Origin of the sequence: Xylanibacter ruminicola (assembly GCF_900142525.1) — a bacterium.
Classification (GTDB): domain Bacteria; phylum Bacteroidota; class Bacteroidia; order Bacteroidales; family Bacteroidaceae; genus Prevotella; species Prevotella ruminicola_A.
Genome location: NZ_FRBD01000003.1, coordinates 17,160 through 30,382 on the forward strand (window position 1 = coordinate 17,160; position 13,223 = coordinate 30,382).

General features: G+C 44.8%; 16 protein-coding genes. 6 read left to right on the plus strand and 10 right to left on the minus strand.

Features of this window, described 5'->3' with window-relative positions; genetic code table 11:
• Positions 1 to 287: 287 nt before the first annotated feature.
• From BUB86_RS17445 to BUB86_RS02270, 5 genes are all read left to right on the plus strand, one after another.
• Positions 288 to 452 (plus strand): hypothetical protein, encoded by a 165-nt coding sequence (locus tag BUB86_RS17445; protein ID WP_175549381.1) that lies wholly within the window; start codon positions 288 to 290, stop codon positions 450 to 452.
• 425 nt (positions 453 to 877) lie between these two features.
• A complete protein-coding gene (locus BUB86_RS18095; protein ID WP_262503368.1) occupies positions 878 to 1,003 on the plus strand; it encodes a hypothetical protein in 126 nt (41 codons plus the stop codon).
• Between the two features lie 27 nt (positions 1,004 to 1,030).
• Positions 1,031 to 1,357, plus strand: a complete 327-nt coding sequence (locus BUB86_RS02260) for a hypothetical protein (RefSeq protein ID WP_073204703.1) — start codon at positions 1,031 to 1,033, stop codon at positions 1,355 to 1,357.
• Positions 1,336 to 1,641, plus strand: coding sequence for a hypothetical protein (locus BUB86_RS02265; protein ID WP_073204705.1), 306 nt, complete (start codon positions 1,336 to 1,338; stop codon positions 1,639 to 1,641). The genes BUB86_RS02260 and BUB86_RS02265 overlap by 22 nt, the downstream gene beginning before the upstream one ends.
• Before the next feature lie 48 nt (positions 1,642 to 1,689).
• Positions 1,690 to 1,962, plus strand: coding sequence for a hypothetical protein (locus BUB86_RS02270; protein WP_073204708.1), 273 nt, complete (start codon positions 1,690 to 1,692; stop codon positions 1,960 to 1,962).
• 77 nt (positions 1,963 to 2,039) lie between these two features.
• Here BUB86_RS02270 and BUB86_RS02275 read toward each other — a convergent pair whose 3' ends face one another.
• From BUB86_RS02275 to BUB86_RS02310, 7 genes are all read right to left on the minus strand, one after another.
• A complete protein-coding gene (locus BUB86_RS02275; RefSeq protein WP_139261317.1) occupies positions 2,040 to 2,567 on the minus strand; it encodes a hypothetical protein in 528 nt (175 codons plus the stop codon).
• A gap of 33 nt (positions 2,568 to 2,600) precedes the next feature.
• Positions 2,601 to 3,179, minus strand: coding sequence for a hypothetical protein (locus tag BUB86_RS02280; RefSeq protein ID WP_073204714.1), 579 nt, complete (start codon positions 3,177 to 3,179; stop codon positions 2,601 to 2,603).
• Between the two features lie 5 nt (positions 3,180 to 3,184).
• Positions 3,185 to 3,757 (minus strand): hypothetical protein, encoded by a 573-nt coding sequence (locus BUB86_RS02285; protein WP_073204717.1) that lies wholly within the window; start codon positions 3,755 to 3,757, stop codon positions 3,185 to 3,187.
• A complete protein-coding gene (locus tag BUB86_RS02290) occupies positions 3,741 to 4,040 on the minus strand; it encodes a hypothetical protein (protein ID WP_073204720.1) in 300 nt (99 codons plus the stop codon). The genes BUB86_RS02285 and BUB86_RS02290 overlap by 17 nt, the downstream gene beginning before the upstream one ends.
• A 345-nt stretch (positions 4,041 to 4,385) precedes the next feature.
• A complete protein-coding gene (locus BUB86_RS02295; protein WP_073204724.1) occupies positions 4,386 to 5,567 on the minus strand; it encodes a replication initiation protein in 1,182 nt (393 codons plus the stop codon).
• A 1,375-nt stretch (positions 5,568 to 6,942) separates the two neighbouring features.
• A complete protein-coding gene (locus BUB86_RS02305; RefSeq protein ID WP_073204730.1) occupies positions 6,943 to 7,719 on the minus strand; it encodes a ParA family protein in 777 nt (258 codons plus the stop codon).
• A gap of 10 nt (positions 7,720 to 7,729) precedes the next feature.
• Positions 7,730 to 8,293 (minus strand): hypothetical protein, encoded by a 564-nt coding sequence (locus BUB86_RS02310; protein ID WP_073204733.1) that lies wholly within the window; start codon positions 8,291 to 8,293, stop codon positions 7,730 to 7,732.
• Between the two features lie 1,281 nt (positions 8,294 to 9,574).
• Here BUB86_RS02310 and BUB86_RS02315 point away from each other — a divergent pair.
• On the plus strand, positions 9,575 to 10,348 hold the full coding sequence (locus BUB86_RS02315; protein WP_073204736.1) for a replication initiation protein: 774 nt from the start codon (positions 9,575 to 9,577) through the stop codon (positions 10,346 to 10,348).
• Here BUB86_RS02315 and BUB86_RS02320 read toward each other — a convergent pair.
• The 3 genes from BUB86_RS02320 to BUB86_RS02330 form a co-directional block, all read right to left on the minus strand.
• Positions 10,332 to 11,210, minus strand: coding sequence for a leucine-rich repeat domain-containing protein (locus tag BUB86_RS02320; RefSeq protein WP_217653206.1), 879 nt, complete (start codon positions 11,208 to 11,210; stop codon positions 10,332 to 10,334). The genes BUB86_RS02315 and BUB86_RS02320 overlap by 17 nt on opposite strands.
• A 159-nt stretch (positions 11,211 to 11,369) precedes the next feature.
• On the minus strand, positions 11,370 to 12,527 hold the full coding sequence (locus tag BUB86_RS02325; RefSeq protein ID WP_081373048.1) for a toprim domain-containing protein: 1,158 nt from the start codon (positions 12,525 to 12,527) through the stop codon (positions 11,370 to 11,372).
• Between the two features lie 16 nt (positions 12,528 to 12,543).
• Positions 12,544 to 13,125 (minus strand): DUF4099 domain-containing protein, encoded by a 582-nt coding sequence (locus BUB86_RS02330; protein ID WP_073204743.1) that lies wholly within the window; start codon positions 13,123 to 13,125, stop codon positions 12,544 to 12,546.
• Between the last annotated feature and the right edge of the window lie 98 nt (positions 13,126 to 13,223).

The window sequence follows — 13,223 nt, forward strand, 5'->3', positions numbered from 1 at the left end:
TGCACATCCGTTGTGGTTGATAACCAGCGACGAGACAATGTCCATCGGCTGACGGCCCAACACTCTTTTCCTGCCTGAGTCATTTCCAACCAACTCCAGAACCTGATGCATCCTGGCTGGATCCTCTTATCCCAAGCCCGAAGGGACTGCGACAAGGAAGGGTGACATGAACGGCTCCGATCTCTTACTGTCCCGCCCGAGGGCATGTCCCATCTGCCTGCTGATTCCTCGCTGTCTTGGCAGCAGGACTGCTAAGGACAGCCGGAAACGGCAGCAGAGCATGGGCGATGACACTTACCTTGCGCTATGAACACACACGGCTGGCTCTCTCCACAGGCTACGAAGCTCAGCTGTGTGTGTTCCATCACAAGGCAAAAGTCATCAGAAAGCCCATGCGGTGGTACATCACCCTCTCCCACCCCACTTTTCCTAATGAACAACAACAGACCTGAAGGGGCTTGCTCCGGACTTGAACAAGGAAAGGGGCTGTTCTTGATAATCGTTCATCGCTCACTTTTGACTGCTCACATCTTGTCACCCTTTTAACAGCCTTTTTGCCTGCAAAGTTAAGGGAACGCGGGCTATGATCAAGTACCACTGCGCTTTTCGAGGAGGAAAATCAGAGCAGACTTCCGCAAATCAAGATTTGGGTATTCTCTGTTTTTCCTGCACGAAATCCTTGCTCTAAGCCCTTGGCCGTTCTCTTCATGGTCGGCAGACAAAAAGGCTAAAAGGGCGACGGATATGCCGATGCTTAAAAAAAAATTCGCGATGGACATCAAGAAACTTAAACAAGAAAAAGGCTTAGGGTTCTGTCAATCCGATAAATTTCAACTTAGAACCGCAGACGACGGGATAAATACTGTCAGCAAGTATTATGGCTATGATTGGTTTCTGGCAAGACGACGAGTTCATCATCAACTACGACGCTTCACTGCTTGAGTGCCGCAGGAAGATTAAGGCTTACAAGCGGAAGGACAAGCGTAACGAGGTCTGGCTCTAAAGGGTATTTACTATAAACTTCACAGATATGGATAAAGCAACTATCAAGTTCATGCCTGTCATCTACAAGGACGAACACCTCCATCAGGCAAGCCAGGGTATTGGCGCTACAGAATGCCGTGTCTTCGGCAATACGGAACAGCAGCTGTTCGAGAACATCAAGGAAAAAATCTGGGCTATGTCATCAGAGGCCGTCATCCTCGATGAAGCAACGGCAAAGAGGTATAACCAGTGGATTGCAGACAGCTGGAAGACATCAGTACCTCAGTGCATCAACAACATGGGACAGCGGGACATGCGCTTCGCCCTCCCCTACTCGGAGACATTCAAACGATGGCTCAGAAAGAACAACTAACAAGGAAGAAGACTATGAGTATGACATGCGGAGAGATCTGGGACATCACCCGGGACATCATCAAACCTGAAGATCTGGCAGACGAACTGCTGCAGACCTATTGGAAGGCTAACGGCCACGAGGGGAACATCAAAGACCTCGATGCCTACCCCAAGGCAAAACAACGGCTCATGCACCACCTGAACCTGTTCGTGGTAAAACAACTGGCAGATGCAGCGCAGGGAGCTGTCAGGGGACTCGAATACGGGAAATACTGCACTGGCAAATACCAGTATGTACTATAAAGAAGGTCACGGGGAGGCCCACCACCTCCCCACAAACAAGAGATAACGATGAAACAGAAAGAATGCGAGAACACGCAGGAGCCTTTGCGCATTGCCGACCTGTGCTTTGTCTATGCCAAGGCTAAATGGATGAAAACATTCAAGGCCTTCGACCTGGAGGGCCACTTCGCAGGCAGGCTGCTATATGCTTCCATGCTCGAAGACACCGATGACAACCGCTGCAAGCTGCAGGAACTGGCTGACCGCAATGCCTATGCACAGTTCCAGCTACAGCTGAGAAAGGGCGACAGCATCGTGTTCGAGACAAGGCTGTCTGCATGACACAAAAAAACATCAGGGCTGCCTCATTCGAGGTGTATGCCCTGATGCTTCCATCGTATGAAAAAACAAATAACTGTTTAACTGATAATCACCTTAGACTGTAGGTTGTCCAGATGCTTGCGCATGGTAAACATGCGGGAGATAATCTGCTCCTGATGGCTGATTTCTTCAGGGCTGAGCTGACCCATGAGGGCTTCAAGACGGTCTATGTCATTACGTATGTCACAGACGCTCTGACGGGCTCCGCAGAGCTTGTCCCTGTATAGCTCGCAATTGCTCTTATAGGTAAGCCAGTTGCGATAGAGCTTCATGACCTTCCTATAGTCTGACTGGTCAAGGTCACCGTCCTCGACCACTTTCATCAGCTCCTCATTGAAATGGTCGAAGGATTCCTTCATCTCATTATAGTCCTCGATGAACCCGGCATAATAGGCCTTGCGCTCCTCGTCGTACTGCTTGAAACGCTCGATCAGCGCATTCTTCTCCTGAATGACCTTGTCCAGACGCCTGAACTCCGTGCGCCCCACAAAACGGGGTAGCCCCTTGTTCAGGATATATGGCTTGACATCGGACTCCTGCGTTTCCTTATTGACTGCTTTATCCATCTTTTCCTTATTGGTTTTCATCCATATATAATATCACTTCACCAGTCCCTGACACATATACATGGAATGTAATAAACTGTCACAGAGAAGGGTGTAATCCTGCTTGCAGAAGCCTTTGTACTTCAGCTTCTGAAGAACCTTCTTGAATGACTCCGGATCATCGGCATACTGCCCTGCCAGGAAATAGCGCCTCCAGAGTTCCGCACCCTTGGGACGCGGGAGATCCAGATAACGGAGGATGGTCACACCGATGACAATCTGCTGACTCTGGTTGAGATGAACACTCTTGCCTGTATCATACTCGTTGAAGTCAAACAGCATCTGTGCCGTGTTCGTCACGCGGTCAATACTCGCCTGAAAGCAGTCCAGCTTGAACCAGTCCTTCAGCTTCCTCGACAATCCCACGAGTTCATCGATGGTGGTCTTGTCGGCTACCTGAAACACTCCTACCCTGATGGGCTGGCGGTTCTTCGTCGGATAATAGCCCGTCACTTTCTTGATGGACTCCAGAACTGCATGATTCCTCTTCTTGAAGGTGTCACTCTGCCAATACTCCGGCTTCTTCTCCAGATCATGCTCACAGGGAGCAAACTTGATTACATCATCAAACATCGCACTTATTCTTTTGCCGTTAAATAATCATACAGGTATTCGTAATCCAGATACCGCCTTGACTCGCTACCTGAACGTGAATTCTTCATGATGAACGTCGCCGTCATCACCTGTCCCCAGTCGTTGTTGGGAAAGAAGCAATGGACACGTTCATAGTTCACCACATCCAGCATCATCGGGATATAGTTCCTCACATCGTTCATCACATAACAGTCACAATGACAAGGAAGAGTTGCACCTCGGTCCTCCCGAAGAAGAGTGAGGTAGGCCAGATAGTCGAACATGTCCGCAAAAAGACAGCAGGTCTCAGTCTTTTTATTCGGTTCGACAGGCAGGGAGACAACTCCTAACTGACCAACAGTATTGAAATGTCTCTGTGATATGTCACGGCTGAAGAACTCCATGCCACCCTGGGTATTCCTGATACCCACTCCCCTGATGATCCTGTTCAGAAACAACACCTCACAGCTCTTCATCGATGAAGGCAGACAGCATGGGTCGAATCCCAAGGACTCCAACAGGTTGATTCCCGGGTGATCCAGAAACGTCTCAAACGTGATATTACAATTCAGATTCATTGTCAAAATCGTGATCGTTGTGGTCTATATAAAAATGTACATAGGGATAAGCCTTCGCACTCAATATGGAGATGCGCTCAGATTCTTCAATGATATGAAGCCTGCTCTTCTTGATCTTCAGCTGGGTTTCATCGATGGTCTTGGCAATATCGGCAATCGACTTCTTCGCGTCCGTAAACGACTGCTTGGAGTCATAGATGTCCGGGGACAGTGACAACAGGAAGCGTATCAGCCACTTCGGGCGTCTTCTGACTATCTCCTGCATGATTACCCTGTATGCCATCGTATGAAACCTCCTCCAATTATGAGAAATAACAGAATGATATTCTGGGTGTCGGCATTTTGGCTAACTGCCCGGCTGACAAGCCGCCAGTATGAGCTACTGGAATTGAACTGGTTGTGTGAGAATTGGTCGTCTTTTCTATCTTCTTCATAATAACTAACTATTGAAAACAGGTGCAAAATTACGCAATTCGTTTTAGATAAATATTGTTTTTAACAAATAAGTCTTGTTTTTAACACTTATATTTTCTTAATATGAAAACAATCTCGTAAAAGAGAATATAAAAAAAGCGCCACTCTATTTCGGGGAATGACGCTTAATATCTATGCTTAAACTGACGGTTTATCAGTCCTTGATCTCCTCGTAGGAATCCATCTCGGTTTCTTTCAGGAAGTTGTCCATAGCCTTGTAGACGTAGGCCTTGATGTCCTTGATCTCGCCCTTCTTGTCGTTCTTCACCAGCATGTAGATGCTCGACACCTTGGTCATCATCTCGGTGACGTTCTCCTCGTTGACGCGCTTCATCAGGCTCTCAATCTCCTGCTGGGTGAAACCGAAGTGCTTCATGATAAGCTCCTGCAGATGGGCGTACTGACGGTCGTAGACGGCCTGCTCCTCATTGCCAGCGAGCTTGGGCGACTTGAAGATATGGAACTCTATCTGGTCAGGTTCGCCGGACTTGCGCGAGCCGGTATATTTCTTCTGATAGGTGAAGTAGCAGTCGCAATAGCCTGCCTTGGCCAGCTCCTCCAGCTCCTTCTGTGCAGGGTCAAGGACACGGGCAGCGAGCTTGCGGAACTCACGGTACTTGTCTTCGAGCTGGAGCCACTTGCGCAACTCCTGCGACGACATGATGCTGCGTCCGGCACGGGTCCAGGCCGTGATATACATATAGATACGCTGCGTGTACTTGTTGTTACTGCTGGTGACGACCTCCTTACCCAGACGGTGCCAGCCCAGCTCGAAGGAGACGAGCTTTTCGGCGACCTCCTTGTCGATATGCACGACGACGTAGGTCTTGTACTTCTCTTCGGGGATGAAGACATCGCACAGGCTGGTGACCTTGATATAGCGCTTGCCCTCCTTCGACTTGAAGGGTATCTCGACGGGAATGCTGGGAAGCATACGCAGCGAGGAGCGCAACTCATTATAGTGGTTTCGGTCGATGCCGAAGGTCTTGAAATCGAGGTTGAACGACAGTCCGCCTTTCTCGTTGGCAATCTCACCACGCTGGAGGGTCGAGAGGTCACGGACACCACCACCGCTACCGTTGCTCTGGTCGAGGATCTTGCGGAGGATGTCCTGCAGACATTCAAGAATGGACATCAGCACCTTGTTCTGCACCGACGTGTAGTTGTGACGCATCAGGGTGAGCGTCAGGGGAGCCAGCAGCCAGGTCTCTTCCTCAATGGGGATGAGTCCTTCGGGGAGCTTGACTTTGGTGCTCTTGCGACCAGGTTTCTTCTTGGGTTTCGTCTGCTTGGCAGATTCTTCCACTTTGCTTGCTGTTGACTTAGCGGTAGTCATTTTATGTGATGATTTGGGGTCGAACGTTCAATTTCGGTTGTAAAAGTACGATTTTTCTGTGTAACAACCAAATTTTAAAGGTACTAATTTTTAACCGCCACAAAAAGGGAACATGACTCTTTTGATGTTCCTATTTTGTTCCGATTGCACGTTAACTAACTGACTGATAGTCAGATAAAACCATTTTTAGGTGCACGATTTTGTTCCGCTTTGAAAATGTTCCTTTTTTGTTCCGCAAAGTATGCAGGATGCGTCTGACAATGCGGTTTGCAGGCTATTCAAGGTGCATGATTTTGTTCCGCTTTTCGCTCGAATGATAAAAATTGTTAATCAATCTCGTGAAACCCCTTTATTTACTGAAAATCGTCCTTCAAGGTGCACTGATTTGTTCCGCTTAGGAATGTTCCTATTTTGTTCCGATAAGGTGCCTGGAACTACCAAATATAGGGACATGGAGGTGCATGGTTTTGTTCCGCTTCGGGTTGATTCGCCACAAATAGGGAACTTGCATGGTTTTGTTCCGCTTCACCCCATCCTATAGTTTACTTTTCAAGTAAACAGAGATCTTTATCTGGTTGCGTGTCTCGAAATGTTCCTATTTTGTTCCGCAAGTGTGCCAGAAGTGGCATTTATAGAGGGTTTTGGCCATGTCGAGGTGCATGATTTTGTTCCGCTTTATGGTTTCAATTCAAGTTCGACCGCCACAATTTTGTGGCATCTCGCTAAAAATGTTCCTATTTTGTTCCGTTTTCGGCCTGAATAGCCTTAAAACAAAGGTGAAGTGCACTAATTTGTTCCGCTTTCCGGTTGAGCCTTTCTTGATCGTTAATCTCTTAATATAGCTTTTTTTATTGATAATATTTTTTATTTTTCCCTTTTGTTAAAAATGTCTCGTATAGATAGTTTTTTTCTTTTTATAAAAATCAGTATTAGATGTATAGCATTGGCGTAACTTATTGATATAGATACGTTTGCTTTGATTTTCCGCCACAAGAAGGGAACATCTGCGCCACAAATAGGGAACATAGCTGGAACAATTTCGGAACATGACCGCCACAAAAAAGGAGCGTCTTCGGAACAGTTTCGTGGCATTTTATGAAAACCGCCACAAATAGGGAACTTTTACCGCCACAAATAGGGAACATTAGTGATTTTATTTCGAAAAATTGACAAAATCTGTTGAAATTGCATGGTTTTGACTCTTTCCTGTTCACCTCTCCCCTACCCTATTTGCTTTTAGTATTACATTTCTGCATTTCTTGAAATCCTTTTCGCTACAGTACTTCTGAGGCATACCGCCACAAAAAAGGTACTTTTCTTCGTGATGAAGCAAGTACCTTTGGAACAAAAATGGAACATTTTCGTTTTTCTTTACCTAAAACGGCATGTCTTTGTCTTTGGTTGCCTTGTTGATTTCCTTTGCCAGGGCCATATAGTCCTCAGCACCGTTGCTCTTGGGACTATATTCGAAAATACTCATGCCGCAGGCTGCTGCCTTGTTGAGCTCCTCGCACTGGCGTATAGCCGTGTGATAAAGGTTCTCAGAAGCCTGTTCAAGCAAGAGTTCCTTGATCTGCTTGCTGACACCCCACCTGGTCTGTTTTGTGAGCAGGTAATGACCACTGACCTCCTTGTTGTTCGCACGGATAATCTGTGTAAGTTTCTTGGCTCCAGGAATGGAGAACTTATCGGCAATAGGGATAATCAACTCGTCAGCAGCTACGATGACGTTGACAAGCATTGCGCCAGAACCTGGAGCAGAATCGATGATGATGTAGTCATACTCGTCTTTCACTTTTTCCAGCCAGTCGGCCATGTATCTGGTGGCTCCCGCATCTTCTTCAATAGAGAGTTCAATGTTGTGTGAGTCTGCATCTAATGCCGATGAGCCAGGAATGAGAAACAGCTTCTTCGATACCTGCTGTGGCTGCACCTCTATATCGTCGTTGTTAAGATAGTCTGAAAGTGTGGGAACGCTAACCACCTCGACGCACTGCATGGTCAGGTTGCACTGTCCGTCAGCATCAACCAGCAGCACCGTCTTGCCCATCTTTGCAAGGGCAGCACCGAGGTTCGCTGCCGTCATGGTCTTCCCTACCCCACCCTTGTGGTTTACGACCGTTATAATTCTTGTTTTCTTTGTTGTTGCCATAATCTGTATTTCACTTTAATAGTTCCGGATATGTGCTCATGATGGCATGTCCGATAATCTCCTTGATAGTTATCTTCTCGTCTTTTGCTTTCTTCCTCAATGCGGTGACAAGCGTCTCCGGAAGCTGCAGGTTGACAGACACTTCGTCGATGCCTTTGATGAGTTCCTTGCGAGGACGACCCTGCTTGGGAGCTTCAAGTCCTCCGACACCCTTTGCGCCGCCTTGCTTGAGAATTTGCTGAGCCACTTGCTTGATGAGCTCTTCTGATCCCATCACATCTTCCAGGGTAAGAGGCTTACGAGGCTCAGAAGCTGGTTCTGACGCAGGCTGTGAAACTTCCTGGGCTACAGTTCCCTCTTCTGCAGCAGGAGCGTTGACCTGGGGCTTCTCTGGTGTTTCAGGAGCAACCTTCACTGGATCCTCCTCTGGCTTAGCAGGAGCAGCTGCAGGCGTCTCTGTTGAACCTGATTCAGGTGCAGCCTGTGCCCCACCCTGCTGGTGTACTATATTGTCGAATCTCTCAACTGTTGTTCCGTTCAGGAACCCCGTGTTACCTTTCTTCTTGATAGCCATAATACATTGCGTTTAAATTTGATGTTGCGAAGATACGAATTTATCTTTAATAAAGTTCCACGAATTTATCTTTATTAAACAATATGATATAGGATTTAATAAATATTAAGAATATTCTTTATTATTTATGAAGTTCTGTGTTTAATAAATAAGAATCTTATTCTTTATAATAGATAAAACTAAATATATAATAAATACGATATTATATCTTTAATATTTAAATACACTATCTTTAATAAATAAGAATAATATTATTTAATAAATAAACAGTTTATCTTTATTAAATATATTACTATTATCCTTACTAATACAAGACTTCTTCTTTAATATTTATATTGTCTGAAATGTCTCTCAATCAGATCCTGTGAACTTTTTCTTCGAGGTCTGCCCCTTTCTCTTTGGAGATGGTGTCTAACTTGCCATCTGGCAGGTACCCCATGCCTATTATATGCTTATCAAGCCAATCGAATGTTTTCGCCTAACCGCTTCATATTCAATGATTAAATATTTTATCTTTAATAAATATGAAGTTTTTCTTTAAGAATAATAACATTCTCCCTGGTTTGTACTGGCAATGTGTCTTTGGACTTGTTTTTATTTATTAAAGAAGAATCATTATTCTTTAATAATTCACATACTTATTCTTGGCGTGTTCCACATGGTTTGGGTCGGGACGATTCGTGTTGATTTATTAAAGATATAGTCCCAGATATATTAAATACAAAATATATTCTTTAATAAATATAAGTATTAAACTATAATAAAGAAAAACTAAAAACTTTATTAAAGAAACAACTATTAATTTAATAAATATAAAGCTTGCTATTTAATAAAGAAGTGATATAATATATATTAAATAGAATATTTCAGATTTATTAAATACAAACATATTCTTTATTATTCAATAAGTTTATTCTTTATTATTTATCAGCACTTTCTTAAAATTGTGAGTTTCGCTCATGCCCTCCCTTATGGGTAACTGAACAGTCACCTCTTGCTAATACCTTAAATCTTGATATACGAATTTAGAGATTACAAATGTGATGACTGGTCAACTCAAGTAGAGTAGGGGGCTTTTCGATAAACATTTGGCTTTAAGCATCATACGTTATTCATAAATATTAAAGATTAAATAACTTATTTATTAAAGATAAAATATACTCTTTAATATTTCCTAATCTCTTTTGGTTCCTTTCTACACAAATAACCTTAAAAATTCTCAGATAATTCTATTCTTATCAAGAATTCTTCGTATCTTTGCAGAATATAAACGGTTATAGAATGCCTACGAAGCGAGACTTGAAGAAAGAGCAGGGTAGGGGAGATCAGATAATCGTCCCGATGACTGTCATCATGATGCGCCAGGGTTACGACTTCTGGCAGAACAAGGTTTTGCTCGCTATTATCGATCAGTTGCAACCCTATATCCGTGAAGGATCACAATATGACTTGTTCGGAATTCAGGAGGATATTCTCTTCTCGATTCGTTTCAAGGATATGGGTATTCGTAGAGCAGACTATGCTAAGTTCCGTTCCAGGTTAAGCACGCTTTCCTTGATATCCGTTGCCATTCCCAGTAAACTTAACAATGAGTCTTACAAACGCTATCATCGTTTGGGTACGGTATTCTTCGAAGAGGGTGATAGCAAGGACTTCATGATTCAGCTCGACAAGGATGTTGTGAATCATATCATCTCTAAGGAATATGGATTCTGCGAAATAAGCAAGGCCGCATTCTTGGCTTGTAAGACCCGGTATAGCCAACAGATTTACCTGATGCTTGCAAGTTGGCGCAATGAGAACCAGCATACAATTCCAATGGCAGAACTGGAGAGACAGCTTACTGCAGCACAGACTCAAAAACTACTCTGCACTTCTCCCGAACAAAAGACCATGGTGCCAAAGGATATTGACACTATTCTTACCGCCACAAAAAAGGAACTTGATGAACTGTTAGCATCAGGTTCCAGTGATCTCTCATTTAATTATTCCATCGATGACGATGGGGTAGGGGAGAAGCTCCTGCACGTAGAGATTGTCACGTCAGCGTCATAGTAACACCCTTCTTGCCATTAATCTCACACGATTCTCTCTTGCTGTGTTGCCTGTCGTCGAGTCCGGCAACCTGCATCGTCTTCAGGTTCAGAACTGGCGAACCATAAGGGCCTGTTATCTTCATCAGCTCTGGGCAAAGACTCAGTGCTCCTATTGCTATTGATTTTACTCTTCCCATCATCGTAATGCTCTTCAGGTTCGCGTTGCCACTGAAGGCATCTTCATGGATGTTGGTTACAAGTTCTGGTATAGTTACGTTTACCAGATTACAGCACTGAAAGCATGCCTCGGAAATCTGTGTGATGGAGTGGGGGAGTGTTATCTTCTTCAGACCAGTATATGCAAAGGCATTCTTGCCAATCTCCTTCATGGAATTTGGGATATAGACACTATTTAGTTTTCTCCTGAAGAATGCGTTGTTAGCGATGATCTCTGTGCCTTCATGAATCCTCAGATCCTTGGGACAGCTCTTCGTGGCTGCTCCATAACATATCTTGTAATCACTGGTATAGAGCACGCCATGTTCTAATCTAAAATGAGGAGAAAGCACAATGAGTTCTTCCAATGAGTAACAGGAAGCAAACGGGTTAACTGTCTCTATATGGCGGACATTTTTTGGAATTATAAACCTTTTGAGATGAGTATTCCCAAACGGATTATAGCCAAAGGCCAACACAGTGTCTGGTAATTTGATTTCCGTAGCAAAAGTATCGCAAAATGCCCCATGACAGATGACTTGAGTGCCATATAGAACAGAATATGTCGTCAGTTGTCCGGTAGCATTGATGAGCTTTTTTCTGTCCTTGCTATAAAAGACATCATGTCCGTCGTTGACCTGATGAATGACATCCTCTTCAGTCAAGGCTGTGTGTATGCACAAATGACCTTTGATGTGTGATGGAGCCTTTTTTTCCGACTCACAATTTGTTTTTTCTAAGCAAAACGTCTCCAGGCATTCATTTATATCCATTTTACAATCTTCCTTCTAGATTTTTATCATTTAAATTGGTGTTTTTTAGGGTCATATTATTCCCATTTTAAGTGCTTCGTTCCAGTCCTTGCTGGGTTCCGGCGACTTCTCTTGTAGGACGCGGTTGCCATAGATTCCTGTCATGGCACGGAATGTCTCGACATCCACAAGATCTGATGCGATATCAAACTGCTTGTCACCAAGCTGGAAATGCACCATCTCGCCATTGATGCTGAATTCTAAGTTCTTCGCCTTATATTCAAGGAGGCAAACCATCCGGCATCCATAGAGTCTTCCCTGCAGGTCGTTGTCGAAGCAATCAATTGCCTGCGCCTTGTGGAAGAAGTTCATCGTTTCTGTTATCTGCTGATCAGAGAAGCTGCCGCCTGTCGATGCCAAAATGCAGCCAGTGAAATCTATTCTGTCATGGTTCAACTGCCAGAACGCCATGGCATCAAATGCACTCTCAAAGAAAAACACTCTCTGTATTTGATGGGGTAGGGGAGCGGCCTCTTTTCCGTGGGTGGATTCCGGCTCTGTCATCCATAGCCCAGAAGTACTGTTAGTCCCTTCTGCCTTTCCCTTGAATCCCTTATATCCTCTTATCTCATATCCGACAATCTCTGCAGAACCGGGGATGTGATATGGAAAGCCAAGATTGTAAATGGCTTTTGGGCTTGTGCTGTCCTCATCTGCCTTTTTCCTCACCAGCTCGATGAATGGTGCAAAAACCATCGCTGCCTCCCTGCTCAGTCCGCGTTGTTCAAAGAAGGTCATAACGTGGTCTATCCGTTCGGCAGTGTCCAGTCTGTCATATCTGGAAGCATCAAATTCTTTTGCCTCATGGATGCCTGCCTTGTCCAGGTAATCGTCAAGATTGAATGATTCCTTTTCCTCTTTTCCCATATACCTGGCCAACACCCTATTCAGCGTATCCACATCATTCCTTCCTGTCACGGGAAATGCCGCCAGGTTCTCGCGTATGAAGTCAATCAGGTCACCCTTTCCGCCGTCTCTGCGCCAGTAACCCTGATTCTCCAGATTCTTCGGATTCTTGACTATCACACGGTCTATTTCCTTTCCGTGTTCGTCTCTCAGCACGAAGTTGGGACTCACGCCGCCCTTCGACTTGTCGTACTTATACCCCAAGTCCAAAAGCACTTCGACGATGCTTACTTCCTTACGCGCCTCACGATAATCTATCTTCATCCTAATTGAACAATCATCAATAGTTACTAATCTTCCAGATCTTGAAGCCGTTTCGCTTCTCGAGGTCAATACCTACGACATACGTCTGGTTGCCTACCTTCACTTCCACAGACTTTCCCTGTCTTATCTTCTCACGCTGGGTGCGGGTCAGCTCCGTACCGTGGATATCGGTTGGTATCAGCCTGCCGATGTCATCTGCTTTCGCGTACAGCAGACAGTTCGTCAATTGGTCCAGTTGTACGAAACAGCGGTTCCGCTGTCCGTCAATGACGGCTTCCGTATAGATAACCCCCTGCCGTTTCAGTCGCTCAATGTCCCGTTTCGACAGTTCGAGGTCACCAGTCTGTATCTCGTCATATTGTGGGTAGGCTTTCACTTCTACACCCCCGTCAGGCTTGCGTATAAATCCCAGTCGGGCCAGTCTTTCCACAGTCTCGCCGTCACTGTTTGTCAATTGCAGTGGCAGCAGACTCGTGGTCTGTCCCATACACAGCATTTCCAAGTCTTCTTTGGGCAGCGTGTAGAAGTCATGTTCCGTAAATCCAAATGGCTCGAACAACTTCCATGTATCTTCGTTAATGGGATATATTTCAAGCATAAAAATTTATTAATCTGAAAAATTTCCATGAATTTTGCCGCAAAATTACTCAAATTTTTCTATTTGAGCGAACTTTTCTCGATATTTAACACAAAATT